We start from the raw sequence: 25,288 nt of genomic DNA, 5'->3' as shown, positions 1-25,288 counted from the left end.
GCGCATGCGCTCGCATCGCGGGGGATAGGCGTTTTTGTTGTTTGGCGAATCGTTCTCCCTTGTTTATGGACCGAGGCCCATGACGCGGTACGTATTCATCACCGGCGGCGTGGTCTCCTCGCTCGGTAAGGGTCTCGCATCGGCAGCGCTCGCTGCTCTGCTGCAGGCGCGAGGCTACAAGGTCCGCCTACGCAAGCTCGATCCCTACCTGAACGTCGATCCGGGCACGATGAGCCCGACGCAGCACGGCGAGGTCTTCGTCACGGACGACGGTGCCGAGACGGACCTCGACCTCGGGCATTACGAGCGCTTCACCGGATTGCCGGCGACGCGGGCCGATAACATCACCACCGGGCGGATCTACCTCGACATCATCACCAAGGAGCGGCGCGGAGACTATCTCGGCGCGACGATCCAGGTGATCCCGCACGTCACCAACGCGATCAAGACCTTCGTCCTCGAAGGCAACGAGGCTTTCGACTTCGTGCTGGTAGAGATCGGCGGCACCGTCGGCGACATCGAGGGCCTTCCCTTCTTCGAGGCGATCCGACAGCTCGGGCAGGAATTGCCGCGTGGGGCCACGGCCTTCGTGCACCTGACCCTGCTGCCCTACATTCCCTCCGCCGGCGAGCTGAAGACCAAGCCGACGCAGCACTCGGTCAAGGAGCTGCGCTCCATCGGCATCCAGCCCGACATGCTGCTCTGCCGCTGCGATCGTCCGATCCCCGCCGATGAGCGGCGCAAGCTCGGCCTATTCTGCAATGTGCGCGAGACCGCCGTGATCGAGGCGCGCGACGTCGCCTCGATCTACGACGTGCCGCTCTCCTATCGCGAGGCCGGGCTGGACCGGGAGGTGCTGGCGCATTTCGGCCTGCCGTCGCAGGACGAGCCCGATCTGTCGCGCTGGCGGACGATTTCGGAGCGGGTGCGGAACCCCGAGGGGGAAGTCTCCATCGCGATCGTGGGCAAGTACACGGGCCTCAAGGACGCCTACAAGTCGCTCACCGAGGCGTTGACCCACGGCGGCATCGCCCACCGGGTCAAGGTCAACCTCGAATGGATCGAGGCCGAGGTGTTCGAACGCGAAGACCCCGCGCCGTTCCTCGAAGGCATCCACGGGATCCTGGTGCCGGGCGGCTTCGGTCAGCGCGGTGCCGAGGGCAAGATCCGCGCGGCTCGCTACGCCCGCGAGCGCAAGATCCCGTATTTCGGCATCTGCTTCGGCATGCAGATGGCGGTGATCGAGGCCGCCCGTTCGCTCGCCGGCGTCGTGGATGCCAACTCGACGGAGTTCGGCGAGACCACCGAGCCGGTGGTCGGCCTCCTGACCGAATGGCTGAAGGGCAACGAGCTGGAGCGTCGCGCCGCGGCCGGCGATCTCGGTGGAACGATGCGCCTCGGGGCCTATCAGGCGAGCCTGCGCCCGGATTCGAAGATCGCCGAGATCTACGGCAGAACCGACATCTCCGAGCGCCATCGCCACCGCTACGAGGTCAACATGGCCTATCGCGAGTGCCTGGAGGCCAAGGGGTTGCGCTTCTCGGGCCTCTCGCCGGACGGGCTCCTGCCTGAGACCGTCGAGCATGTCGGGCATCCGTGGTTCATTGGCGTGCAGTTCCATCCGGAACTGAAATCCCGGCCCTTCGAGCCGCACCCGCTGTTCGAGAGCTTCATCGGCGCCGCGATGGTCCAGAGCCGGCTGGTCTGATCGCCGAGGGGGCGCCGCATGACGTCGATCGCGGGGCTCGGTCCGTTCCTGGCCTATCTGACTGTCTCTCTCGGGCTGATCACCGTCTATCTCGCCGTCTATCTTCAAGCGACGGGACATCGCGAACTGGCGCTGATCCGTCAGAACAATCTCGCAGCGGCGATCGCCCTCGGCGGCAGTCTGGTCGGCTACACGCTGCCGCTCGCCGTCTCGATCCACAATGCCCAGTCGATCCTCGACTGCATCGTCTGGGGGCTGGTGGCGCTCATCGTACAGGTGGCGGTCTATCTCGCCACACGACTGCTCCTCCCCGATGTGTCCCGCCGCATCGAGGCCGGGGAGACAGCGAGCGCCATGCTGCTCGCGGCAACCTCCCTGGCAGGCGGCATCGTCGACGCCGCGGCGATGACCTACTGAGCCGATTTCGGGCATCGCCTCCCGCAACGCCTTCCCGGCGGTCAAGCTCATCACCACATCCTCATTCAGCCGCCCGAACGCAGCGGCAAGGAGCTGGCCGCGAGACGCGGTCTGAACGGGAATGTCTTCGAAGGACGAAACGGACGGGACCGGAGAGAGCCGGGGCCTCAAGCGCTCTGAGACCGTGACGCTGATCCTCCTGGCGGGTGCGGGCGCGGCAGCGGTGGCCCTGGCGAGGGTCGATCCGACGCAGCGGATGGAGGACATCCGGATCTATCCGAATGCCGAGGCCTGCAGCGCGGGCCGGGTCCGGACAGCGGGGGAGTGCCGAACGGATTACGCGAAAGCCCTCGAGACCTACGCAACGGCGGCACCGACGTATCCCACCTCGGACCTGTGCGAAGCGCAGCACGGCGTCGGACAATGCCGGCGGCAGGATGCGGCGACACAACCGCTCGGCGACATGTTCGTCCCCCAGATGGCGGCCTACGCGGTCGGTCTGACGGCGGCACAGAATCTCGAACCCCAGCCGCTCTTCCGGAACGCCGATCCGCAGCGAAGCCTCGGGCTGGGACCCGCGTCGAGCTACCGGACGAGTTGGGGATGTCCGATCTATCCGGCTGCCGATGGGGCGAGCAGCGCTGCTCGGGTGCCCGCTGCGTCCGTCCGGCGCGCCGTCTTCGGAGGCTTCGGCGGCACGGGCAGGGAGGTCTGCGGCGAGTCCGAAGCCGCGCTACACGGGGGCGGCTGATGCGCCGTGTCTACACCGGCGAGCGTCCGGACTGGCGGGACGTCGCGGCGCGGAACGGCTTTCACTTCCACACCCTGAACGATTCGCCCTACTGGGATGAGAGCCACGCCTATGCCTTCTCCCTCGCGGAGATCGAACAGGACATCGAGGCGGCGAGCGCGGACCTGCACGCCCTGAGCCTGGACTTCGTCGATGCGGCGGTCGAGGACGCGCGCATCCTCGCGTCACTCCAGATTCCGGAGCACGCCTGGGACGTGGTGCGCGCCAGCTGGCGCCGGGGAGATCCATCCCTCTATGGGCGGCTGGATCTGTCCTATGGTGGTACCGGACCGGCCAAGCTCCTCGAATACAACGCCGACACGCCCACGGCCCTCTATGAGACCGGTGCCTTTCAGTGGCTGTGGTTCGAAGACCTCCTCGCCCGCGGTCGTCTTCCGACCGGCACTGATCAGTTCAACTCGGTGCACGAGCGGCTGATCGCGCGTTTTCGCGATCTTCCCGGGGACGGAACCCTGGCCTTCGCCGCGTTCGCGGATGCCGCCGAGGACCGCGGGACCGTGGCCTATCTGGAGGATTGCGCCCGGCAGGCAGGCTTGGCATGCGGATTTCTCGACCTTGCCGATATCGGACTCGACGAGCGCTGCCGCTTCGTTGATTGGCGCTGTCTCCCCATCAGCCGGTTGTTCAAGCTCTATCCGTGGGAATGGGTCTTCCAAGACACCTTCGCGGCGGCATTGGGCCGGACCGAGACACGCTTTCTGGAGCCCCCGTGGAAAGCGGTGCTGTCGAACAAGGGTCTGCTCCCACACCTCTACGCCCGCGAACCGAAGCACCCGAACCTGTTGCCGGCCTATTTCGAGTCCGATCCTGCCCGAGCCCGTCTGGGCGACAGCTTCGTCCGCAAGCCGCTCCTATCGCGGGAAGGCGCCAACATCCTGATGATCGAGAACGGGGCGCCGATTGCGCAGTCCGAAGGTCCCTACGGGGCGGAGGGCCACATCCTCCAGGCCTTGGCACCGCTTCCGAGCTTCGATGGAAGGCGGCCGCTCATCGGATCCTGGATCATCGGTGACGAGCCCGCCGGGCTGTGCGTCCGGGACGGCACGGGTCCGGTGACGACGAATACCGCCCTGTTCGTCCCGCACTACATCGAGCCGGCATGAGCCGTGAGCGGAACGTCGCCACCGCTGCTCGATTGACAGGGACAAGCCATCGTCCTTCCCGCACGGAGCCTCCAAATGCCGCCGATCTTCAGCGCCGACTTTGAAACGCGCCGCGATGCCGAGATGAGCGTGGAGCACCTCGTCCAAGAGCACGGCATCGATCGGAAAGTGATCACGGTGGTCTCGGCGGGCGATCACAACAGCGCCGGTACGGAGCAGGCCGGCGCCGATCTTGAGGACGGCCGCAACAAGGCCGACACCGAAGGCGAGCCGGCGCTGACCGGGGCGATCCAGGTTCGGGTCGAAGCCGATTCCAATCGGCGTGACGTCATCGACGAATCGTTCTCGACCTTCGGCGGCAAGACCGTCGAGCGCTGACGCGATCTGATCTAGAGACGGCGGCCGATACGCGGATGCCGACGGCTCAGGCCGCGAGCTTCGTCACGGCCGGGTCCGCCGCCGGTCCATGCCCGCCGAAGAGATGTCGATGCAGGCTGTGCGGGCAATGGGCCCGTCCGGAGGCGTCCGTGATCAGCACCTCCGTCATTCCCGCCACCATCAACGACCAGCTTTGATCCACCGCGCTCAGGATCGAGCTGTGGTGAAAGCTCAAGCGACGGTCGGAGACACGCGCGCTGACGGTGAAGCTCACGGGATGAGTTCCTTGCCTGATCGCCCAAGGCCCTTCTCGGAGCCGTCGGCGGATTGCTGAGAGGGTCGTTCGTACGGGCTGCGGTTTTGCAGCGCCGTCGGAGCCTTGCTGCGATGCGATAATGGCTTAGGGTTGACGAAGTTTGAGCAAGTTCGCGTACGGGGGAAATTCGTTCAGTATTTTTTGCCGACCTCTCGGGCTATCGCACGAGCCGCCCGCAGGACAGCCTCGGGATGCTGGTGATGCAGCATGTGGCCGGTGCTCGGGAGCGCTTCGAAGACGGCTCCTGGGATGCACCGGGAGGCCCGGTATCCGTGGAGCGGTGTGCTGACGACGATATCGGCATCGCCACCGAGGATTCGAACCGGAACCTCGCAGGTGTGGTAGGCGAGGGCGCTTCGGGTCAGGCCGGCCATCAGCCCCGCGGCATCCTCGCCCTCGGCCACCAGTTGTTCCGCGTTCCCCGCCAGTCCGAACGGATAGGCGTGCGCATAGCTGGCCGGCATCGCACCGGGTAAGAACATCATGTTCCACACCAGCGGCAGCAACGCGGGGTCGACGGAACGTCCGAGGAGGCCCGAGACGATGCTGCCCCCGGGGACCGCCCGAGGGCCGAACAGAAGGTGTTCCAGCCGCGGCTCGGGAAAGCAGATCGGCGCCAATGCGACGACGCCCGCGATCTCATCGGGAAATTGAAGGCCGTAGGCGAGACCCACCGCGCCCCCGAACGAATGCCCGACGATGACCGGCCGCTTCAGGCCCAATGCCTGCACACCGGCGCGGATCAGGGCGGCCTGCCGCCAGGAATGGGCGTCGGCGGAACCCTGGCGGCGGCTGAACCCATGTCCTGGGCGGTCGACGGTGATGACCCGGAAGTGCTCGGCGAGATAGGGCACCGGCCCGAGCCACATATCCTCCAGGGACATCAGCGTTCCGTGGATGATCACGAGGGGCGGTCCCTGCCCGGCTTCGGCGTAGGCCAGCGTCCGGCCGTCATCCAGGTCGATGCTGGATCGCGGAACGAGGCGCGATGCGACGGACGGCGAGAGGCGCCCGAGGGGGCTGGCAACGGGTCCGGTCTCCATCAGAGCAAACGCCCACGGCGGCTCTGCCGGGCGACGAAGGTGGTGGCGGCGAGGCCGAGACCGAGCCGCATGGCTGTCGAGGCCGGATGGAGGGACACCCGCGTGTAGGGACTGGTCCGACGGACGTAGCCGCGCTGATCGCCGTGCGTCTCCCCGTCCTGCCTCGGTTCATGCAGCGCGCCGGATGGATGGCGCGGTAGCTCGCGGCGCTTCTGGAAGGCGAGGATCGCCGGTGCCAGAAGATCGTAGGCGCTCGGCGAGAACCCTCTGAGACGAGTCAGGGCGTTGCCGCTGCCGCCGACGACGATGTCACGCTCGGGTGGACGGCGGCAGGCAGGATGGCGTTGGCGACGTCTTCCGGCCGATAGACCGGCGGCGGGCAGCATCGGTACGTGGTCCTTGTTGTTGCGCGCCCGATGCGGCAGCGGCGTGTCGATGGAGCTCGGCTTGATCAGCGTCACCGAGATCGGTGCGCCCTCGTGGACCCGTTCCCCGCGAAAGGCGTCCGTGAATCCCTTGAACGCCTGCTTGCTGGCGCAGGACATGCCCTGGAACGGGAGGGCGAGGTCGCTGAAGACGCTGCCGATCTTGATGCTGCTGCCGCCCCGTTCGCGCAAATGGTCGGCGGCGAGCAGTGAGCCATAGCCGGTGCCCCGGAGATTGGTCTGCAGAAGGCGTTCGTGGTCGGCATCGCCGACCTTGCTCAGCGGCCTATAGAGGGGCAGGCCGGGGACGTTGACCCAGGTATCGAAGCCCCCGAAGGCTGAAATGGCGCGCCCTGCGATCGTCTGGACGTCCGCGCGCTTGCCGGTATCGGCCGTCACCGCCACCGCGTGTTCGCCCTCGGCCTCGATCTCCCGCGCGATGCGCGTGAGGGTGTCCCCGCTGCGTGCCGCGAGCACGACTTGGGCTCCGGCCTTGGCAGCCATATGGGCGGGGGCGAGACCGATCCCGCTCGACGCCCCCGTGATCACCATGACCTGATCGCGCAGCCTTTTTCGGTGTCGCATGGCGCCCGTTCCTCCCCTTCGCTCGCACGGATCGTCATCCGCTGCCTCGAACGCCTACTCACGGGCGTGCCGCCGGTTCGGTTCGGCCGAAGGGCTGCGCGGTTTTCACGCGCGCGTTTCCCCGATGGAATGGCCGAGGGGCACCGTCGTGCCGCTGGCAATGGCAAGCGGTATGACTACCTTGCAGGCTGTGACCGAGATCCTGTTCTACCACCTCCAGAACCAGCCTCTCGAGAGGGTGCTGCCGAACCTGCTCGAGCGTTCGCTGGAGCGTCAATGGCGTGCCGCGATTCAGGCTGCCAGCGAGGAGCGCCTGCAGGCCCTCGACGACCAGCTCTGGACCTACAGTGACGACAGCTTCCTGCCGCACGGGACCGATCGCGACACGGATGCGGCCAGCCAGCCGGTCGTACTAACCTTGAAGGACTCCAACCCGAACGCCGCCTCGATCCGTTTCCTGGTGGACGGCGCCGACCTGCCGCCCGATGCTGCCGACTATGCCCGTATCTGCGTGCTGTTCGACGGCACCGACCAGGATTCCCTCCTGCGCGCCCGCGAGCAGTGGAAGGCGGCGAAGGCCGCCGGACACACGATCGCCTACTGGCAGCAGGACGACGAGGGTCGCTGGCAGAAGAAGGCCTGACATCCCTGCCGCATTCGCATCATCGCCGAGAGGATACGCCATGAGACGTTTCGCCATCGGCCTTGCGGCCCTGCTGGTCGCGGTACCGCCGCTCCAGGCGCAGCCGGCGCCGCAGGGCGACCGTCCGGCCGAAGCGCGAAAGCCTTCGGAGCCGCGCCCTACACAGGGCGGTAAGCTCCCGGCGGATGCGGTGACCGAGCACAGCGTCGTCCTGCCGGACGGCCGCACCCTCGCCTTCACCGCCCGCGCCGGAAGCCTGCCGCTGGTCGATGAATCCGGTAAGCTCCAGGCGGAGATCGCCTTCATCGCCTACACCCAGGCCAGCCGGGGCGGCGGCAAGACGAGCGATCCGGCGCGCCCCGTCACCTTCGCGGTGAACGGCGGACCCGGGGCTGCCTCGGCCTATCTGAACATCGGCGCGATCGGGCCGTGGCGCCTGCCGGTGGAGGGCGCCAGCATCAGCCCGTCGGCACCGATCGGCCTGGTGCCGAATGATGGGACCTGGCTCGACTTCACGGACCTCGTGTTCATCGACCCCGTCGGGACCGGCTACAGCCGCGCGGCCGACGGCGATGCCAAGCGCTACTGGAGCATCGACGCCGATGCGTCCGTCCTGGCGTCCGCGATCGCCCGCTGGCTGCGCACCAACGACCGCATGGCGGCTCCGAAATTCTATGTCGGCGAGAGCTATGGCGGCTTTCGGGGACCGCTGATCGCCGCGAAGCTCCAGGAGGAGATCGGCATCGGCCTGTCCGGCATGGTGCTGCTCTCGCCGGTTCTCGACTTCGCCTGGCTGCAGGCGCCCCGCACCACGCCCTGGGGGCATGTGACCAAGCTGCCGTCCTTCGCCGCCGCCGCCATCGAGCGGGCAGGTGGGACGCCGACGCGGGAGACCATGGCGGATGCCGAAGCCTACGCCACCGGACCCTACCTCGCCGATCTCCTGAAGGGGCCCTCCGACACTGCCGCGATCGCGCGCCTGGGGGAGCGTGTGGGCGCCATGACCGGGCTCGACCCAAGCTTCGTCCGGCGTCAGGCCGGGCGATTGTCCGGTCAGAGCGTCCAGCGCGAGATCGGGCGCGACACCGGGCGGGTCGCCAGTGCCTATGACACCGGCGTGACCGGGTGGGACCCGGACCCCGCCGCCGCGCAGTCCGGCTTCGAGGATCCGCTGCTCACGGCTCTGCAGGCGCCGCTGACCAGTGCGATGATCGCGCTCTACAATGACACCCTGAACTACCGGGTGTCGGACCTGCGCTACGAACTGCTCAACAGCGCGGTGAATCGGGGCTGGTCCTGGGGCGGGGGCCGTTCGGCGCCCGAGGCCCTCGGCGCCTTGCGCGGCGTTCTGGCCCTCGACGGCAACCTGAGGGTGCTGGTCGCCCACGGGTATACCGACCTCGTCACGCCGTATTTCACGTCGAAGCTCTTGATCGACCAAATGCCAGCCTATGGCGGCGGACGCCTCGATCTCGCAGTGTACCCCGGCGGTCACATGTTCTATTCCCGACCGGATTCGCGCGCCGCGTTCCACCGGGATGCGGCGGCCCTCTACGCGGCCGCGCTGAAAGCGCGGAATTCCGCGCAGCGCTGAGGACCAACTCGTGCCCGCCACCGTCCGCCCAAGCCTGTTCATCCTGGCCGCCTTGGCGGCCGGCGGCCTGTCCGCCTGCTCCAGCACCGAGACCCGGGCGCCGGCTCCGGTACCGGTGGCCCTGCCCAGGCCGGCGCCGGCACCGACCTTCCAGGGGCCGGTCCTGACCGGGGAGGGGACCTGCACCGCCCCGGCGCCGGCCGGCGCGTCCGAAATCGAGATCGGCATCGGCGAATGCGACCTCGTCCGGCTGAAGGGCAAGCCGCCCACGGACGTGCTGGTGGGCGAGGGGCGCGCGGGCCGCGAGGTCCAGGTGCTCTACAACGAGCCCGGTGCGAAGGAGCTGTACTTCTTCGTCAACAACCGCCTCGATCGCATCGTGAAGTGAGCGGCCGGCTCAGCGCTCGGTGAGCTTCATCTCGATGCGGCGGTTGCGGGCATAGGCTTCCTCGGTCGTGCCGACCTCGATCGGCTGGAACTCGCCGAAGGCGGCCGCCAGGAGGTGCTGGGGCGGGATGCCCTTGGCCACCATGGCCTGCACCACCGCGATGGCGCGGGCCGCCGAGAGGGCCCAGTTCGAGGGGAACTGCGCGCTGGCGATCGGCCGCGCATCGGTATGGCCGTCGATCCGCAGCACCCAGGGAATGTCGGCCGGGATCTGGCGGGCGAGGTCGAGGACCGCGCCGGCGATGCGGTCGAGTTCGGGGCCGGCCTCCGGCTTCAGACTGGCGGAACCCGCCGGAAACAGCACCTCGGATTGCAGCACGAAGCGGTCGCCGACGATGCGGATGTCGGGGCGGTTGCCGAGGATCTGGCGCAGGCGCCCGAAGAAGTCCGAGCGGTAGCGCGCCAGTTCCTGGACTTTCTGGGCGAGCGCCACGTTGAGGCGGCTGCCGAGATCGGCGATGCGGGCCTGGCTCTCGCGGTCGCGGTTCTCGGAGGCCGCCAGCGCATCCTCCAGGGCGGCGAGCTGCCGCCGCATCGCCGCGATCTGCTCGTTGAGGAGGTCGATCTGCGAGACGGCGCGGGCGGTGTTGGCGCGCTCGGCCGCCAGTTGCCGGTCGACCTCGCCCTGGCGCCCGGCCGCGCCCTGTGCGGCCTCCGCCTGCGACTTCAGGCGGTCGCGCTCGGCCTGCGTCCCGAGCAGGGTGCTGCGCAGGGAGGAGGCCTGTTCCTCCTGGGTCTTGCGGGTCGAGCGCTCCAGGGCCAGCAGGTCCGTGAGGTCGGCGATCTGGCGGTTGAGCCGGGTCAGCACCGAGTCGCGGCCGCTGATCTCCTGGGACAGGAAGAACTGGCCGACCACGAAGATGGTGAGTAGGAAGACGACGGCGAGCAGCAGCGTCGCCAGGGCGTCGACGTAGCCGGGCCAGACGTTCAGGCTCCGGTCGCGGCGACCGCGGGCGGAGGCCATCTCAGCTCCGCTCGCGGCCGAGGCGCTCGAGCACCTGCTTCAGCTCGCGCTCGCGGGTCGCCTGGGCCTCGACCCAGTCGCGGATCATCTGCTGCTCGGCGCGCATGTGCTGGACGAGGCCCTGGATGCCCTCGGCGAGGTTCGTCATCGCCTGGGTGGCGACGCGCCCGTTGGCGCCCTCCGCCACCACGGCCGTCAGGCGGTCCACCGCCTCCTTCAGCTCGCGGGCGCTGGCCGGGTCCTGCACCGGCGCCGCGGCGGGCTGCGGCTTGGCGGCCGCCACGACCGCGCTTCCCACGGCCGCACTCTCGCCGGAGAGGAGCCAGTCCTCCAGCTCGTTGTGGAAGCGGGCATGGGCCTGCCCGGCCTGGAGATCGAGGAAGCCGATGATGAGCGAGCTCGCGAGGCCGAACAGCGAGGCCGAGAAGGCGAGGCCGATGCCCGAGAGCGGGACCGCGAGGCCGTTCTTCAGCTCGTCGAACATCGCCGCCGCCTCGCCGCCGCCCCGCATGGTCCTGATGACCGAGCCGACCGCGCTCAACGTGTCGATCAGGCCCCAGAACGTGCCGAGGAGGCCGAGCAGGATGAGCAGGCCCGAGACGTAGCGCAGGATCTCCCGGCCCTCGTCGAGGCGCGCGGCGGCCGTGTCGAGGAAGGCGCGGCTCGTGGGCAGCGTGACTCCCTCGGCCCGGGCTGCGATGGCGGGGGCCAGGGGTGCCATCAGGGGCGGCGGCCGGCTCGGGTTCTCCCCGGCCGCGACGGCGTTGACGTAGGCCGCCTCCCGGTAGAGCCGGACCACCTGCCCGAAGGCCAGCAGCACCGCGATGAGCAGGACGCCGAGAATGAGCCCGTTGAGGCCCGGATTGGCGAGAAAGGCCGGCGTGATCTGCCGGAACAGCACGAAGGCGAGAAAGCCGACGAGGATCAGGAAGACCAGCATCCGGACGAGGTAGATGCCCGGCTTGGCGATCGTCGCGGGTGCGGGTGGGGTCGCCATCGGCTCTGGCACACTCTTAACGCGGAACTGGCAGCCCGCGCGCGGCGAGCGGGGCGAACGCGCCGGCACATTGCAGGGTGGGTCGGCGTCGATCAAGTCGCGTCTGCCGTCCTACCGTGGATGTGCGTATCCCTGCGTCGGCTAATCCCAGGCTTGGGGCCAGGTTTCCTCCAGGTGCGGTCCAAGGCGAACCGCGGCGACCCTCCGTGCGAGGCCCGTCGCGTCGTCGGTCTCCACCGCGATGCCACAGAGGGTGCCTTCGCCCTGGGCCGCTTCCAGCCGGGCGCCGGGCGTCTTCTGCAGGAAGCGGCGCAGGGGCTCGTCCTTCTGCATGCCCAGGATCGAATCGTAGTCGCCGCACATGCCGGCATCCGAGAGATAGGCAGTGCCGCCGGGCAGGATTCGGTGATCCGAGGTCGGTGTGTGGGTGTGGGTGCCGACCACGAGGCTGGCCCGGCCGTCGAGGAAATGCCCGAAGGCCTGCTTCTCGCTGGTGGCCTCGGCATGCACGTCGACGATGACCGCATCCGCCACGGCGCCGAGGGGGCAGGCGGACAGCTCGCGCTCCGCCGAGGCGAAGGGATCGTCCAGGGCATCCATGTAGAGGCGACCCATCACGTTGAGGACGAGGACGCGGGCGCCCTTCTGGGTCTCGATCACGGTGGCGCCGCGGCCCGGCGTGCCCGGCGGATAATTCGCCGGCCGGACCAGGCGCGTCTGGCGCTGGATGAAGACGAGCGCCTCGCGCTGGTCGAAGGAATGGTTGCCGAGGGTCACCGCATCGGCCCCGGCCTGCAGGAGCTCGTCGCAGATCGCTTCCGTCAGGCCGAAGCCGCCGGCGGCGTTCTCGCCGTTGATCACCACGCACTCGAGGCGCCAGCGCTCGCGCAGCGCGGGAAGACGGTTCGCGATGACGGTTCGGCCGGGGCGGCCCACCACGTCGCCGAGGAAGAGAATGCGCATCGCCGGAAGTCAGGTCCGTATCAGCGGGACCGGTCCCGCTTCGGTGACGAGATGATCGAGGGGCTGGTCGTGGGGTTCGGAAGGAACCGCCTCCACCGCCTGGACCGAGAAGGCCACCCCGATGGTCAGGACCGGGCCGTTGCGCGACAGGCGCTCGATGGCCTGGTCGTAATAGCCGCGCCCGTAGCCAATCCGGTGCCCGCGCCTGTCGTAGGCGGCCAGGGGAACGATCAGCGCGGTCGGATCGATGGGGGGCAGGGCGTCGCTCGGCTCGCTGAGGCCGAAGCGGCCGGCGACCAGGGCCTCGCCCTCGCGCCATTCGCGGAACACCAGCCCCTGGGGCGTGACCTTCGGCAGGGCGATGCGCTGGCCGCGCGCGAACAGCAGGCGGGCGAGGGGGCGCGGATCGACTTCGCTGCGGATCGGCCAGAAGGCCCCGACGATCTCGGCCTCGGCGAGGGCACCGATCGCCATTACCGTCGCGGCGATCCGCACAGATCCGGTGAGACGCTCCGCCTCGGGGAGGGCGTCGCGGCGGGCCAGGGCCTCGGTTCGCAGGGTCGCCTTGCGGGCGGAGATGGACGTCTCGGAACGAGAAAGATCTGAGTGCGGAGCCACGTGAGCCGTTGGAGTGTCGATCCCGGGAAACCTACAATGTAGGTGGGCGCCGTGTTGGCCAAGTCCAGGGACAAGGCCAGGGACAGCTCCCTGGGGAGTCGATAAGGCCCCGGGGAAAAGTTCTCCTGACGGACCCGGCAGCCCCGCCCTCGATATGTAGCGTCGGCACGCGGCGAGCGCCAGGGGGCTGCCGGGTCCGCCCGACCGATTCATCGGATGTCGGGATCAGCCCGCCGAGATCACGTGCGCCAGGCGCTCGATCCGCTCGGCGCAGCGCACGAGGCCCTCGGCGAGCCGCTCCTCCTCGGCCGCGCGCACCGACGCGGCCGAGTCCACCGTCTCCCGGAGCGCGGCCGCCTCCTGTTCCAGGGCGGCCAGGCGCGCCGTCGCCTCCTGGAGCTCGTCCGCCTGCATCAGCGCCGCCATCACGTGCAGGCGCATGTCGCCGATCTCGCCGAAGGCCTGGCGCATCTCGGTGATGCGGCCGTCGAGTCCCTGCGCGAGGGCGGTGAGATGCGCCTCCTCGCCGTCGGCGCAGGCCATCCGGTAGTTCTTGCCGTCGATGGTGACGTTGATCTGGGGCATCGGCTTCGGATCGCTGGAGCGTTACGCTGGGTGGGTTAGCGGCTGCCGCGGGCCGGGGCCAGCACGCCCTCCACGGCGTCGATCGCCTGCCCGAGGCGGTGATCGACGTCGGCCGAGGTCGCCTCGACCTCGGCGAGGCGGGCGCTCGCGGCATCCAGCTCGGCGGCGAGCCGGGCGCGGTCCTCGCCCATGATCGCCAGCTCGGTCTCGAGGTCGCTCGGATCACGCTCGGCCTCGAAGCGCTGGGTCACCGCGCCCTCGAGGCGGGTGAGCACGGCGTCGAGGCGCTGCAGCGCCAGATCGATGGTCTGGCTCACGGATGGATGCCCTTCCTCTTCAACATCGCTTCTCGAACATCGCGTCTTGCGCCCATCGTCCCCCGGCGCGGCGGAGCGCACCAGGGCGGAACGGGCTCAGCCTATCCACTGGGAAAGGGTTATCCACCCCGCGCGCACCGGCATGTAACCTTTGCCCGAATTTGTCACCATGTTAGAGACCGGCCGTCCGCAGACCGGCTATAGGGCAGACCGTGACGGGTTCAGGCGAGAGGACAGGCCCCTGTCCTCCAAGCCGGGTTCCGTCCTGCCGCGCGCTTCCTCCGGTCTTCGGCCGCGATCGGGTGCCCGAGCCTGGACGGCAGTTCATCTGCCGTTCAATCGGGACTCGCACAGAGCGGGCGACGGATCGAGGCCTGCCCGTCGGGCACGCCGCGACGATCAACATGCTGGAGGGTGCTGCGTGGCCGGCGCCCGATTATGGGAAGGACTCACGCTGTGTCGGTGAAGGTTGCCATCAACGGGTTCGGACGCATCGGCCGCAACGTCCTGCGCGCCATTCACGAGGCCGGCCGCAAGGACATCGAGGTGGTGGCCATCAACGATCTCGGCCCGGTCGAGACCAACGCCCACCTCCTGCGCTTCGATTCGATCCACGGCCGCTTCAACGCCAAGGTCGAGGTCGACGGCGAGTTCATCGTGGTCGACGGCCAGCGCATCAAGGTCACGGCCGTGCGCAACCCGGCCGAGCTGCCGCACCGCGAGCTCGGCGTCGACATCGCCCTCGAGTGCACCGGCATCTTCACCTCGAAGGACAAGGCAAAGGCGCATCTCGACGCCGGCGCCAAGCGCGTCATCGTCTCGGCGCCCGCCGACGGCGCGGACCTGACCGTGGTCTACGGCGTCAACCACGACAAGCTGACCGCCGACCACCTCGTCATCTCGAACGCCTCCTGCACCACCAACTGCCTCGTGCCGGTGGCCAAGGTGCTGAACGATCTCGTCGGGATCGAGCGCGGATTCATGACGACGATCCACTCCTACACCAACGACCAGCCCTCGCTGGACCAGATGCACAAGGACCTCTACCGGGCCCGCGCCGCCGCGCTCTCCATGATCCCGACCTCCACCGGCGCGGCCAAGGCTGTCGGCCTCGTGCTGCCGGAGCTGAAGGGCAAGCTCGACGGAACCTCCATCCGCGTGCCGACCCCGAACGTCTCCGCCGTCGACCTCGTGTTCACGGCCAAGCGCCAGACCACGGTCGAGGAGATCAACACCGCGATCCGCGCCGCCGCCGACGGTCCGCTCAAGGGCGTGCTGGCCTATACCGACCAGCCCAACGTCTCGATCGACTTCAACCACGATCCCCATTCGTCGACCTTCCACCTCGACCAGACCAAGGTCATGGACGGCACCTTCGTGCGCATCCTGTCCTGGTACGACAACGAGTGGGGCTTCTCGAACCGCATGGCCGACACGGCCGTGGCCATGGGCAAGCTGCTCTGAGCCCCGTCGCCGCCTTCTGACGGATCGAACGTTCCCGAAGACCACGCGAAGACCAGCATGGTGCCTGACATGACAGAGACCTCCCCGACCGGACGCGACTTCATCCAGGGCCCCTCCGCAACTCCGTCGCCGGCGTCCGCGCCGGCGACGGCCGCCCCGCCTTCCCCTCCCGCACCGGTCGTGGTCGGCAAGGCCGAGCCCCTGCCGGCGCAGGGCGCGGTCTCCGGCAGCGACCAGCTCGCCCGGATCGAGGACAAGTGCTCGCGCATCGAGGACAAGTACGCCCGCTCCGAGGCGCTGCTGTCGCGCGTCGAGGAGAAGGTCGAGGGCGCCGCCGCCCGGATGAACGAGGCGGCCCGCCAGAGCGATCTCTCCGCCCTGCGCAGCGAGGTCCGCGCCATCGCCGACCGCACCCGCGGCCTGCCCGGCTCCGGCGCGCTCGTGCTCACCGCCATCATCACCGCCGTCCTCACGGTCGCGCTGACCATCGCCGCCCAGCGCTTCCACCTGGACGCGATGCTGCCGCCGCGCTGATCCCGCCCCGTTCCGACCGACCAGAGCCAAGGCCCCGATGACCGCTTTCCGCACCCTCGACGATGCCGGCCCGCTCCAGGGCAAGCGCGTGCTCCTGCGCGTGGACCTGAACGTGCCGATGGAGGGTGGACGCGTCACCGACGCGACCCGCATCGAGCGGATCGTGCCGACGATCAATGAGATCGCCGACGCGGGCGGCCGGGTCGTGCTGCTGGCGCATTTCGGCCGCCCGAAGGGCAAGCCCGTGGCCTCCGAATCCCTGAAGCCCGTGGTCGAGACCCTGAGCCGGGCGCTCGGCCGCCCGGTCGCCTTCGCCGAGGATTGCGTCGGCCTGGCCGCGGCCGAGGCCGTGGCGCGCCTGGGTGACGGCGACGTTGTGCTCCTCGAGAACACCCGCTTCCATGCCGGCGAGGAGAAGAACGACCGGGCCTTCAGCGAGCAGCTTGCCGCCAACGGCGACCTCTACGTCAACGAAGCCTTCTCGGCCGCCCACCGGGCGCACGCCTCGACGGAGGGCCTCGCCCACCTGCTGCCGGCCTATGCGGGCCGCCTGATGCAGGCGGAGCTCGACGCCCTGACCAAGGGCCTCGAAGCGCCGACCCGGCCGGTCATCGCCCTGGTCGGCGGGGCCAAGGTCTCGTCCAAGATCGACCTCCTGCAGAACCTCGTGGCGAAGGTCGACATGCTCGTCATCGGCGGCGGCATGGCCAACACCTTCCTGCATGCCCAGGGCAAGGCGGTCGGCAAGTCGCTCTGCGAGAAGGACCTCGCCGACACCGCCCTGCGCATCGTCGAGGCGGCCAAGGCCGCCAAGTGCCGGATCATCCTGCCGGTCGACGCGGTCTCGGCCTCGGAATTCAAGGCGAACGCCCCCCACGAGACGGTGCCGGTGGACGCCGTGCCGGAGAGCGGCATGATCCTCGATGCCGGCCCCGCCTCGGTGGCTGAGATCAACGCGGCCATCGACGAGGCCGCCACCCTGGTCTGGAACGGCCCGCTCGGCGCCTTCGAGCTGATGCCCTTCGATGCCGCCACCGTGGCGGCCGCCCGGCATGCGGCCGAGCGGACCAAGGCCGGCAAGCTGGTCTCGGTGGCGGGCGGCGGCGACACGGTCGCGGCCCTGAACCATGCGGGCGTGGGCGAGACCTTCTCCTACGTCTCCACCGCCGGCGGCGCCTTCCTCGAATGGCTCGAGGGCAAGGAACTGCCCGGCGTCGAGGCCCTGCGCGCCAAGGGCTGACCGCGTCCGGGACCGGCTGCGGTCCGGGCACGCTGCATTCCCGGACTGGGGCCTACGGTGTCCGACGCCGCGCCGCGTCCCCGGATTGCTGTCCCGCGAGAGTTGCAACGGATCGGCAAAGGTCCGAAAAGGCGCAGGAATTTGGACGGATCGCGCCCGCCGGCGCGTCGATTGGCGGATCGCCTCGGGGGCGGTCGCATCTGAGGAGAAACCCATGGCCCGCATCACCCTGAGGCAGCTCCTGGACCATGCCGCCGAGCATGAATACGGCGTGCCCGCGTTCAACCTGAACAACATGGAGCAGGGCCTCGCCATCATGGCGGCGGCGGACGCGACCGATTCCCCGGTGATCCTGCAGGCGAGCAAGGGCGCGCGCGCCTACGCCAACGACATCGTGCTGGCCAAGCTCATCGACGGCCTGGTCGAGATCTACCCCCACATCCCCGTCTGCATGCACCTCGACCACGGCAGCGACGAGGCCACCTGCGCCACCGCGATCCAGTACGGCTTCACCTCGGTGATGATGGACGGCTCGCTGAAGGCCGACGGCAAGACCCCGGCGGACTACGCCTACAACGTCGAGATCACCCGCAACGTCACCAAGATGGCCCACTGGGCCGGCGTCTCGGTCGAGGGAGAGCTCGGCGTGCTCGGCTCCCTGGAGAGCGGCCAGGGCGAGGCCGAGGACGGCCACGGCGCCGAGGGCGTCCTCAGCCACGACCAGCTCCTCACCGATCCCGACGAGGCCGTAAAGTTCGTCGAGGCCACCAAGGTCGACGCCCTCGCGGTCGCCATGGGCACCTCGCACGGCGCCTACAAGTTCACGCGCAAGCCGGACGGCGACGTTCTGGCGATGAACGTGATCGAGGAGATCCACCGCCGCCTGCCCACGACCCACCTCGTGATGCACGGCTCCTCCTCGGTGCCGCAGGACCTGCAGGACATCATCAACCAGTATGGCGGTGAGATGAAACCGACCTGGGGCGTGCCGGTCGAGGAGATCCAGCGCGGCATCAAGCACGGCGTGCGCAAGATCAACATCGACACCGACAACCGGATGGCGATGACGGGCCAGATCCGGAAGATCCTCGCCGAGAACAAGGCCGAGTTCGACCCGCGCAAGTATCTGAAGCCCGCCATGGAGGCGATGACCAAGCTCTGCAAGCAGCGCTTCGAGGAGTTCGGCACCGCCGGCCAGGGTTCCAAGATCCGCCCGGTTTCCGTGGCCACCATGGCCAAGCGCTACGCCAACGGCTCCCTCGACCCGAAGATCGGCGCGGCGGGCTGAGGCGTCAGAAGGACTCTGCATGTCGGAACCCCGCACCCGCCTCGCCCTGCTCAGCCCCCACCGGGTCGAGGCCGGTGACGCCGATGCCCTCGGCGCCGCGATCACGGCCGCCTGTGCGGCCGGCGACGTCGCCGCGGTGATCCTGCGGCTGGCCCCGGCCGACGAGCGCAGCCTCGTCAACCTGGTCAAGCGACTGGCACCGGCCGCCCAGGAGGCCGGTGCCGCGATGGTCGTGGCCTGTGCGGGGTTCCCGGGTGACCTCGTCAGCGTCTCGGCCCGCGGCGGCGCCGACGGAATTCATCTCGACAAAGCCAGGGACGGCGACCTGCGTGACCTGCGCGAGCGCCTCGCCGACGGACGCATCCTCGGTGCCGGTGGCCACGAGCAGAAGCACGCCGCCATGGAAGCCGGCGAGGCCGGGGTGGATTACGTCATGTTCGGTGGTCTCTACCCCGACGGAATGGCCCCCGATGCCGAAACGGTGCTGGACCGGGCCGGCTGGTGGACCGAGATCTTCGAGACGCCCTGCATCGCCGTCGCGCATGCGGTGGATCAGGTCGGCCCGCTCCTGGCCACCGGCGCCGAGTTCCTCGGGCTGGAGAGCGCCCTCTGGATCGGCGAGACCGCCGACGTCGCCGGCATCCAGGCTCAGGTCGCCGCCGCCGGGGAGCCGGCGGCGTGAGGGGGGCGCTCAGCCTCCTCGTCCTGTCGCTCGGCCTCGGTCAGGCGCAGGCCGCCTCGTCCCTCTCACCGGAAGCCGCCAAGCCGGCGACCCGCGAGGTGTTCTCGGCGCCGCTGAAGGAGTTGCCGACACCCTATTCGCCCAACGCGATGCGCGCGGTTCCCTTCACGGCCAAGCCCAGCGACAAGCCCGCGGACACGGCCTTCGGCGCCTATCAGCGCGGCCAGTACACCACCGCCTTCCGGGAAGCGACGAAGCGGATCGCCGCCGATTCGAAGGATGCGGCGGCGATGACGCTCCTGGGCGAACTCTACAACCAGGGTCTCGGCATCAAGCAGGACCCGGTGAAGGCCGCGGAATGGTACCGGCTTGCCGCGGCCCAGGGCGACGTGCACGCGATGGCGTCCCTCGGGCTGATGTCCATCGACGGGCGCGGCGGCGCCAAGGACATGAAGGCCGGACGGCAATGGCTGGAGAAGGCCGCCGACAAGGGTGACACCACGGCGGCCTACAACCTCGCCCTGATCCTCCTCGGCACCGGCACCGAGCCGGACCAGGCCCGGGCCGCCACCCTGTTCCGCAAGGCCGCGGACGGCGAAATCGGGGCGGCCCAGCACGATCTCGGCGTCCTCTATCTCCAGGGCCGGGGCGTCGCCAAGGATCCGACCCAGGCCGCCGAATGGTTCCGGCGCTCGGCGGATAACGGCGACCTGGCCGGCGAGGTCGAGTTCGCGATCCTCCTGTTCAACGGCACCGGCCTGCCCAAGGACGAGACCCGCGCCGCGCGCTACTTCCAGCACGCGGCGGCCCGCGGCAACGCCATCGCGCAGAACCGCATCGCCCGCCTGTTCGTGGTCGGTCGCGGCGTTCAGAAGAACCTCGTCGAGGCGGCGGCCTGGAATCTCGCGGCCTCCGCCCAGGGTCTGTCGGACCCTTGGCTCGACGAGAACCTCAAGGGGCTGGAACCGGCCGAGCGCCAACGGGCCGAGACGCTCGCGGCCGATCGCGCCAAGGTCAATTAGCGGTCCGGGGGGCAGACCCGCATTCGACAGGGGTGAGCCGGCGCGCAAACGTGCTATGGCCGCGCCGAATGTTACGCGAACCGACGTTCTTTGAATCGGCCTGGACCTGAAGATCGATGATCAGCTCACCCCTCATGACCGTCATGGTCGACGCCGTGCGCAAGGCGGCCCGTGGACTCAAGCGCGACTACGGCGAGATCGAGAACCTTCAGGTCTCCCGGAAGGGCCCCGGAAACTTCGTCTCGGCGGCCGATCGCAAGGCCGAGGAAGTCCTGAAGGATGCCCTGATGAAGGCGCGTCCGGGCTACGGGCTCATCCTCGAGGAATCCGGCAACGTCGAGGGTGCGGACAAGAGCCACACCTGGCACGTCGATCCCCTCGACGGCACCACCAACTTCCTCCACGGCATCCCGCATTTCGCCATCTCGGTCGGCCTGGAGCGCGAGGGGCAGATCGTCGCCGGCGTGATCTACGATCCGGCCAAGGACGAGCTCTTCGTCGCCGAGCGCGGCAAGGGCGCCTATCTCAACAACCGCCGCCTACGTATCTCCGGGCGCACCGACATGGCCGACGCCCTCGTGGCCTACGGCTCGCCCTATCTCGGCCGCGGCGACCACCCGAAGCTCCTGCGCGAAGTCGCCGCCGTGATGGCGGTGACCGGCGGTGCGCGCCGCTTCGGCTCCGCCGCCCTCGACCTCGCCTACGTGGCCTGCGGCCGCTCGGACCTCTACTGGGAGCGCGACCTGCAGACCTGGGACATCGCCGCCGGGATCATCCTGGTGCGCGAGGCCGGCGGCTTCGTCACCAGCGCCGATGGCGGGCCCGAACCCCTGGCCGCCCGTTCGGTCGCCTGCGGCAACGAGATCCTGCACGGTGAACTCGTGAAGCTCCTGCGCCGCGCCAACGCCTGAGGGGCGCCGCGCGCATTTCAGCCTCCCACTTCTCGACAAGGGCCGCCCGCATGGAAACCCGCCGCCACATCGCGTTGAAGGACTCGATCCGGTCCATCCCGGACTATCCGAAGCCCGGCATCGTGTTTCGCGATATCACCACGCTGTTGAGCGACCCGCGGGCGTTCCGCCGGGCGGTCGACGCGCTGGTGCATCCCTATGCCGGGGGGCGGATCGATCAGGTGGCGGGCATCGAGGCGCGGGGCTTCATCCTCGGAGGCGCGGTCGCACACCAGCTCTCATCCGGCTTCGTGCCGATCCGCAAGAAGGGCAAGCTCCCGCACACGACCGTCTCGATCGCCTACGCGCTCGAATACGGCACCGACGAGATGGAAATCCACGTCGACGCGATCAAGCCGGGCGACCGGGTCCTGCTCGTGGACGACCTGATCGCCACCGGCGGCACGGCCTGTGCGGCGGTGAACCTGCTGCGCCGGATCGGCGCCGAGGTGGTGGCCGCCTGCTTCGTCATCGACCTGCCGGAGATCGGCGGCGCGCAGAGGCTGCGCGACCTCGACGTGCCGGTCCGGACCCTGATGGAGTTCGACGGGCACTGAGCCCGGACGCGTGGTTCCGCGATGCAGGAACGACGCGGTCGCGGTTCAGGCGGCGAGGCTCGCGAACAGCCCGCGGCCGTCGGTTCCGCCGACGAGATCCTCGACGAAGTTCTCCGGGTGGGGCATCAGGCCGAGCACGTTGAGCGTCTCGGAATAGATGCCCGCGATGGAGTTCAGCGAGCCGTTGCGGTTGGCATCCACCGTCAGGTTGCCGGCCGCGTCCGAGTAGCGGAACGCGACCCGGCCATCCCCCTCCAGGCGCGCGATGGTGTCGGGATCGGCGAAGTAGTTGCCCTCGCCATGGGCCACGCAGACGTCGATGACTTGGTTCCGGGCGTAGGCAGAGGTGAATCGCGTATCCGCGCGCTCCACGCGGAGCAGCTGCCGGTGGCAGATGAAGCGTCGATCGACGTTCCGCATCAGCACGCCGGGCAGCAGACCGGATTCGCACAGGATCTGGAATCCGTTGCAGATGCCGAGGACGAGGCCGCCCCGTGCCGCGTGGGCCCGGACCGCATCCATCGCGGCGGCACGCCCGGCGATGGCGCCGCAGCGGAGATAGTCGCCGTACGAGAACCCGCCTGGCAGGACGGCGAGGTCGGTGCCGGCCGGCAGCGCGGTATCGGCGTGCCAGACCTTCACGACCTCGGCCCCGGATTGGGTCAGGGCCCGGGCGACGTCACCGTCGCGGTTGGAGCCCGGAAAGACGATGATGGCGGCACGCATCAGGCGATCTCGATGGCGTAGTTCTCGACGACGGTGTTGGCGAGCAGCTTCTCGCAGGCGCTCTTCAGCGTCGCTTCGGCGGCGGCCCGGTCCTCGCCCGCGATCTCCACATCGAAGACCTTGCCCTGGCGGACGCTGTCGATGCCCGCGAGGCCGAACGACGTCAGGGCAGCCTCGATCGCCTTGCCCTGCGGGTCCAGCACGCCGGTCTTCAGGGTGACGATGATGCGTGCTTTCATGGGTTCGGACTCGTCTGGTGTCGGGGCACCCTGCCGATAATCGGGAAATGCCGGTCAGGCAACGCGAAACGGCCCCGGAGGGGCCGTGCGTCGTGCTCGAAGCTGTGGTTTGCCGTCAGCGGGCGGTGGGGTCCGGCCCCCTGAGCGGCTCGATGCTGGTGGCGCGCCGCCAGAGCTGCAGCATCACCCAGGCCGCGAACAGGCTGAACACCACCATCAGCACGTGGCCCACGGTGTCGCCGAGGTCGAACAGGCCCGCCAGGGCCCAGCCGGCGGCGATCGCGACCGCGAAGACTTCCGTGCCGACGAGCACCATCATGCTCAGGATGGTGATGAGATTGCGCGTGTTCACTGCAGCATCGCCCCGTTGACGGCTTCCGGCGCGGGACGGAGTCCCGGCGCGGATAGGATTGAGGGCGACGTAGCGCGAACCGGACCGGTCGCGCAACGTCGCCCTCATGAGGACCCCACTCGGAACGGCCTTCCGGCTCAGCGCGGCGCGCGCTTGGCCAGGATGCGCTGGAGGGTCCGGCGGTGCATGTTCAGGCGCCGCGCCGTCTCGGAGACATTGCGTCCGCACAGTTCATAGACCCGCTGAATGTGCTCCCAGCGCACGCGGTCCGCCGACATCGGGTTCTCCGGCGGATCTGCCCGCTCGCCCGGCTGGGCCATGAGGGTGCCGTGGATCTCGTCGGCATCCGCCGGCTTAGCAAGGTAATCGAACGCGCCGAGCTTCACCGCCGTCACCGCCGTGGCGATGTTGCCGTAACCCGTCAGGATCACGCCGCGCGCCTCGGGCCGGCGCTCCTTCAGGCGCGCGATCACGTCGAGGCCGTTGCCGTCGCCGAGGCGCATGTCGATGACCGCGAAGGCGGGCGGCCGGACGTCGACCATCGAGACGCCTTCCGCGACGCTCTCGGCGACCTGCACCTCGTAGCCGCGCATCTCCATGGCCCGGGCCAGGCGGGTCGAGAACGGCTTGTCATCGTCCACGATCAGCAGCGAGCGATCGCTGAAGGCGGCGAGGGGATCGTTGTCGGCGAGCTGAGCGATATCGGCACCCGGCGCCGTTGTTCCAGTCTGCGTCAGCATCCGACGCTCCTCCGTAGTTCTCGAACGATCTTCGATAGGGTTCTGCTGTGATTCCTATATAGGTGTCGCACCTGCTTCCGTCAGGGGTTGTCCACCACTCAATTGCGCATGACCGACCGTCAATGCGCCCCGCTCGAAAATGTGGCGGGCCCAACTGATGCGCACGACTGCGCCGGTGGTCTCGTGTTGCGAGACGTTCGACAGCGTCAACTGCGCTCCGGAACGTTCGATCAGCGTCTTGGCGATGAAAAGTCCGAGTCCGAGGCCCGCGCCGGTGCTGTCAGGGTTGCGCGAGCGATCCGGGCTGCGCGTCGTGACGTAGGGCTCGCCCGCACGCAGCAGAACCTCGCTGGAGAAGCCGGGGCCATCGTCCCGGATTTCCAGCCAGACCCGCTCCAGGGTCCAGCGCGCCTCGATGATCACCCGCGCGTCGGCGAAGTCGACGGCATTGTCGACGATGTTGGCGAGGCCGAACATTACGCCCGGGTTGCGCCGACAGGCCGGCTCGGGACCCTCGCCCCGGTTCGAGACCTCGAGGATGATGCCCATGGCCCTTTGCGGCTCGACCAGTTCCTCCACGAGGTGGCTGAGGCTGACCGTCTGCAGGAACCCGGCCTCGTCGCTGTCGAGCGAGGTCAGTTTCGAGAGGATGCCGCGGCAGCGGTCGACCTGATCGCGCAGCAGAGCCAGATCCTCCCGCACCGACGGGCTGGCGGTGGTCGCGAGCTGGCGCGTCAATTCCTTCGTCACCACCATGATGGTGCCGAGGGGCGTGCCGAGTTCGTGGGCCGCCGCCGCCGCGAGACCGTCGAGCTGCGACAGGTGCTGCTCGCGCGCCAGCACCAGTTCGGTGGCGGCCAGGGCCTGCGCGAGCTGGCGCGTCTCCTCGGCCACCTTCCAGGCATAGACGCCCGTGAAGGCGGTGCCGAGCAGGATCGCCGTCCAGATCCCCGAGATGTACAGGAAGGGCAGTTCGAGCCGCCCGTCGGCGAACCAGGGCAGCGGGCGGTGCACCAGGGCGAGAAGGGTCGCGAGGCCGATCGCGAGCAGGCCGAGCGCGAGGGTCCGCTCCGGCGGCAGGGCGGTCGCCGAGATCAGCACCGGCGCGAGGAACAGGAGGGAGAACGGGTTCTGCAGCCCCCCCGTGAGAAACAGCAGGGCGGCGAGCTGGATGATGTCGAAGGCCAGCAGCAGCGCTGCCGAATCGTCGCTCAGGCGATAGCTCGCCGGGAAGCGGATGCGCAGGGCGAGGTTCAGCCAGGACGATGTGGCGATGACGAGGAAGCACCAGCCGAAGGGGAGCGGCAGGCCCAGCCCGAACTGCGCCCCCACGACGGCCGCACTCTGTCCGGTGATCGCGAGCCATCGCAGCCGCACGAAGGTGTCGAGACGCAGGTGCCGTGCGTCGCGGACGAAGCCGTTGGTGCTCATGTCGATCATGTCAGGGGAACGATAGGGCCCGGTTGTCTCGCGTCTATCCCTCCCCGACCTGCCATCCGCTCTTGTCCGCCGCGCGAGTGCGCTAAATCGAGCGCACCGGGTCCGCTGCGATCGGGGCGACGCTTCGTCCGGCACGACGC

At 69.1% G+C, this 25,288-nt stretch carries 29 protein-coding genes, 1 other RNA gene and 1 pseudogene; 16 read left to right on the top strand and 15 right to left on the bottom strand.

Features of this window, described 5'->3' with window-relative positions:
• The first annotated feature begins 79 nt into the window (after window positions 1-79).
• From pyrG to AC3WLN_RS07680, 5 genes are all read left to right on the top strand, one after another.
• The gene (gene pyrG, locus AC3WLN_RS07700) at window positions 80-1,708 is read left to right on the top strand and encodes a CTP synthase (protein ID WP_492480445.1); all 1,629 of its coding nucleotides are present in this window, start codon (window positions 80-82) and stop codon (window positions 1,706-1,708) included.
• Window positions 1,709-1,726: 18 nt separating this feature from the next.
• Entirely contained in the window at window positions 1,727-2,125 is a 399-nt protein-coding gene (locus AC3WLN_RS07695; RefSeq protein WP_492480444.1) for a DUF350 domain-containing protein, read from the top strand.
• A 184-nt stretch (window positions 2,126-2,309) separates the two neighbouring features.
• Window positions 2,310-2,876 carry a DUF1190 domain-containing protein gene (locus tag AC3WLN_RS07690; RefSeq protein ID WP_492480443.1) on the top strand — a complete coding sequence of 189 codons (567 nt, stop codon included), beginning with the start codon at window positions 2,310-2,312 and terminating at the stop codon, window positions 2,874-2,876.
• The gene (locus AC3WLN_RS07685; RefSeq protein ID WP_492480464.1) at window positions 2,876-4,039 is read left to right on the top strand and encodes a glutathionylspermidine synthase family protein; all 1,164 of its coding nucleotides are present in this window, start codon (window positions 2,876-2,878) and stop codon (window positions 4,037-4,039) included. The genes AC3WLN_RS07690 and AC3WLN_RS07685 overlap by 1 nt, the downstream gene beginning before the upstream one ends.
• A gap of 75 nt (window positions 4,040-4,114) precedes the next feature.
• A complete protein-coding gene (locus tag AC3WLN_RS07680) occupies window positions 4,115-4,417 on the top strand; it encodes a hypothetical protein (protein WP_492480442.1) in 303 nt (100 codons plus the stop codon).
• A 46-nt stretch (window positions 4,418-4,463) separates the two neighbouring features.
• On the opposite strand, the gene AC3WLN_RS07675 is transcribed toward AC3WLN_RS07680, so the two are convergent.
• The 3 genes and pseudogenes from AC3WLN_RS07675 to AC3WLN_RS07665 all read right to left on the bottom strand — a co-directional run bounded on the left by AC3WLN_RS07675 (window position 4,464) and on the right by AC3WLN_RS07665 (window position 6,786).
• The gene (locus AC3WLN_RS07675; protein ID WP_492480441.1) at window positions 4,464-4,691 is read right to left on the bottom strand and encodes a hypothetical protein; all 228 of its coding nucleotides are present in this window, start codon (window positions 4,689-4,691) and stop codon (window positions 4,464-4,466) included.
• Between the two features lie 173 nt (window positions 4,692-4,864).
• On the bottom strand, window positions 4,865-5,638 hold the full coding sequence (locus tag AC3WLN_RS07670; protein ID WP_492480440.1) for an alpha/beta fold hydrolase: 774 nt from the start codon (window positions 5,636-5,638) through the stop codon (window positions 4,865-4,867).
• A gap of 137 nt (window positions 5,639-5,775) precedes the next feature.
• Window positions 5,776-6,786: pseudogene (locus AC3WLN_RS07665) on the bottom strand (SDR family oxidoreductase).
• A 190-nt stretch (window positions 6,787-6,976) separates the two neighbouring features.
• Here AC3WLN_RS07665 and AC3WLN_RS07660 point away from each other — a divergent pair.
• Genes AC3WLN_RS07660 through AC3WLN_RS07650 form a run of 3 tightly spaced genes read left to right on the top strand, consistent with a single transcriptional unit; the run spans window position 6,977 to window position 9,411 of the window.
• Window positions 6,977-7,429: a DNA polymerase III subunit chi gene (locus AC3WLN_RS07660; protein ID WP_492480463.1), complete on the top strand. Its 453-nt coding sequence runs from the start codon at window positions 6,977-6,979 to the stop codon at window positions 7,427-7,429.
• 40 nt (window positions 7,430-7,469) lie between these two features.
• The gene (locus AC3WLN_RS07655) at window positions 7,470-9,023 is read left to right on the top strand and encodes a S10 family peptidase (protein WP_492480439.1); all 1,554 of its coding nucleotides are present in this window, start codon (window positions 7,470-7,472) and stop codon (window positions 9,021-9,023) included.
• Between the two features lie 10 nt (window positions 9,024-9,033).
• Complete coding sequence (locus tag AC3WLN_RS07650) at window positions 9,034-9,411, top strand: hypothetical protein (protein WP_492480438.1); 378 nt, start codon at window positions 9,034-9,036, stop codon at window positions 9,409-9,411.
• 9 nt (window positions 9,412-9,420) lie between these two features.
• On the opposite strand, the gene AC3WLN_RS07645 is transcribed toward AC3WLN_RS07650, so the two are convergent.
• From AC3WLN_RS07645 to AC3WLN_RS07615, 7 genes are all read right to left on the bottom strand, one after another.
• Entirely contained in the window at window positions 9,421-10,434 is a 1,014-nt protein-coding gene (locus AC3WLN_RS07645) for a peptidoglycan -binding protein (protein WP_492480437.1), read from the bottom strand.
• A gap of 1 nt (window position 10,435) precedes the next feature.
• Complete coding sequence (locus AC3WLN_RS07640; RefSeq protein WP_492480436.1) at window positions 10,436-11,431, bottom strand: flagellar motor protein MotA; 996 nt, start codon at window positions 11,429-11,431, stop codon at window positions 10,436-10,438.
• A 141-nt stretch (window positions 11,432-11,572) separates the two neighbouring features.
• Window positions 11,573-12,394 carry a TIGR00282 family metallophosphoesterase gene (locus AC3WLN_RS07635; RefSeq protein ID WP_492480435.1) on the bottom strand — a complete coding sequence of 274 codons (822 nt, stop codon included), beginning with the start codon at window positions 12,392-12,394 and terminating at the stop codon, window positions 11,573-11,575.
• A 9-nt stretch (window positions 12,395-12,403) separates the two neighbouring features.
• Window positions 12,404-13,012 (bottom strand): 5-formyltetrahydrofolate cyclo-ligase, encoded by a 609-nt coding sequence (locus AC3WLN_RS07630; RefSeq protein ID WP_492480434.1) that lies wholly within the window; start codon window positions 13,010-13,012, stop codon window positions 12,404-12,406.
• Window positions 13,002-13,159: non-coding RNA, 6S RNA (ssrS, locus tag AC3WLN_RS07625), on the bottom strand. Before ssrS ends, AC3WLN_RS07630 begins: the two co-directional genes overlap by 11 nt.
• Window positions 13,160-13,237: 78 nt before the next feature.
• Window positions 13,238-13,597, bottom strand: coding sequence for a cell division protein ZapA (locus AC3WLN_RS07620; RefSeq protein ID WP_492480433.1), 360 nt, complete (start codon window positions 13,595-13,597; stop codon window positions 13,238-13,240).
• 35 nt (window positions 13,598-13,632) lie between these two features.
• The gene (locus AC3WLN_RS07615; protein WP_492480432.1) at window positions 13,633-13,914 is read right to left on the bottom strand and encodes a DUF4164 domain-containing protein; all 282 of its coding nucleotides are present in this window, start codon (window positions 13,912-13,914) and stop codon (window positions 13,633-13,635) included.
• Window positions 13,915-14,370: 456 nt separating this feature from the next.
• On the opposite strand from AC3WLN_RS07615, the gene gap reads away from it, so the two are divergent.
• From gap to AC3WLN_RS07575, 8 genes are all read left to right on the top strand, one after another.
• On the top strand, window positions 14,371-15,378 hold the full coding sequence (gene gap, locus AC3WLN_RS07610; RefSeq protein ID WP_492480431.1) for a type I glyceraldehyde-3-phosphate dehydrogenase: 1,008 nt from the start codon (window positions 14,371-14,373) through the stop codon (window positions 15,376-15,378).
• A 69-nt stretch (window positions 15,379-15,447) separates the two neighbouring features.
• A complete protein-coding gene (locus AC3WLN_RS07605; RefSeq protein ID WP_492480430.1) occupies window positions 15,448-15,912 on the top strand; it encodes a hypothetical protein in 465 nt (154 codons plus the stop codon).
• A gap of 37 nt (window positions 15,913-15,949) precedes the next feature.
• The gene (locus AC3WLN_RS07600) at window positions 15,950-17,152 is read left to right on the top strand and encodes a phosphoglycerate kinase (protein ID WP_492480429.1); all 1,203 of its coding nucleotides are present in this window, start codon (window positions 15,950-15,952) and stop codon (window positions 17,150-17,152) included.
• Between the two features lie 214 nt (window positions 17,153-17,366).
• The gene (gene fba, locus AC3WLN_RS07595; protein WP_492480428.1) at window positions 17,367-18,440 is read left to right on the top strand and encodes a class II fructose-bisphosphate aldolase; all 1,074 of its coding nucleotides are present in this window, start codon (window positions 17,367-17,369) and stop codon (window positions 18,438-18,440) included.
• Between the two features lie 19 nt (window positions 18,441-18,459).
• On the top strand, window positions 18,460-19,122 hold the full coding sequence (locus tag AC3WLN_RS07590) for a thiamine phosphate synthase (RefSeq protein ID WP_492480427.1): 663 nt from the start codon (window positions 18,460-18,462) through the stop codon (window positions 19,120-19,122).
• The gene (locus AC3WLN_RS07585; RefSeq protein WP_492480426.1) at window positions 19,119-20,144 is read left to right on the top strand and encodes a tetratricopeptide repeat protein; all 1,026 of its coding nucleotides are present in this window, start codon (window positions 19,119-19,121) and stop codon (window positions 20,142-20,144) included. The genes AC3WLN_RS07590 and AC3WLN_RS07585 overlap by 4 nt, the downstream gene beginning before the upstream one ends.
• Before the next feature lie 116 nt (window positions 20,145-20,260).
• Complete coding sequence (locus tag AC3WLN_RS07580) at window positions 20,261-21,055, top strand: inositol monophosphatase family protein (protein ID WP_492480425.1); 795 nt, start codon at window positions 20,261-20,263, stop codon at window positions 21,053-21,055.
• A 50-nt stretch (window positions 21,056-21,105) separates the two neighbouring features.
• Complete coding sequence (locus AC3WLN_RS07575; protein WP_463774796.1) at window positions 21,106-21,651, top strand: adenine phosphoribosyltransferase; 546 nt, start codon at window positions 21,106-21,108, stop codon at window positions 21,649-21,651.
• 45 nt (window positions 21,652-21,696) lie between these two features.
• Here AC3WLN_RS07575 and purQ read toward each other — a convergent pair whose 3' ends face one another.
• The 5 genes from purQ to AC3WLN_RS07550 form a co-directional block, all read right to left on the bottom strand.
• Complete coding sequence (purQ, locus tag AC3WLN_RS07570) at window positions 21,697-22,377, bottom strand: phosphoribosylformylglycinamidine synthase subunit PurQ (RefSeq protein WP_492480424.1); 681 nt, start codon at window positions 22,375-22,377, stop codon at window positions 21,697-21,699.
• Window positions 22,377-22,616: a phosphoribosylformylglycinamidine synthase subunit PurS gene (gene purS, locus AC3WLN_RS07565; protein WP_463774802.1), complete on the bottom strand. Its 240-nt coding sequence runs from the start codon at window positions 22,614-22,616 to the stop codon at window positions 22,377-22,379. Before purS ends, purQ begins: the two co-directional genes overlap by 1 nt.
• Window positions 22,617-22,731: 115 nt before the next feature.
• Window positions 22,732-22,968 (bottom strand): hypothetical protein, encoded by a 237-nt coding sequence (locus AC3WLN_RS07560; RefSeq protein WP_492480423.1) that lies wholly within the window; start codon window positions 22,966-22,968, stop codon window positions 22,732-22,734.
• Window positions 22,969-23,105: 137 nt separating this feature from the next.
• Complete coding sequence (locus AC3WLN_RS07555; RefSeq protein ID WP_463774809.1) at window positions 23,106-23,708, bottom strand: ActR/PrrA/RegA family redox response regulator transcription factor; 603 nt, start codon at window positions 23,706-23,708, stop codon at window positions 23,106-23,108.
• 54 nt (window positions 23,709-23,762) lie between these two features.
• Complete coding sequence (locus AC3WLN_RS07550; RefSeq protein ID WP_463774811.1) at window positions 23,763-25,148, bottom strand: ActS/PrrB/RegB family redox-sensitive histidine kinase; 1,386 nt, start codon at window positions 25,146-25,148, stop codon at window positions 23,763-23,765.
• Between the last annotated feature and the right edge of the window lie 140 nt (window positions 25,149-25,288).

Source organism: Methylobacterium sp. FW306-05-D, from assembly GCF_058782155.1.
Note: the sequence above shows the minus strand (reverse complement) of the source record. Positions and strands in the feature narration are given on the sequence as shown.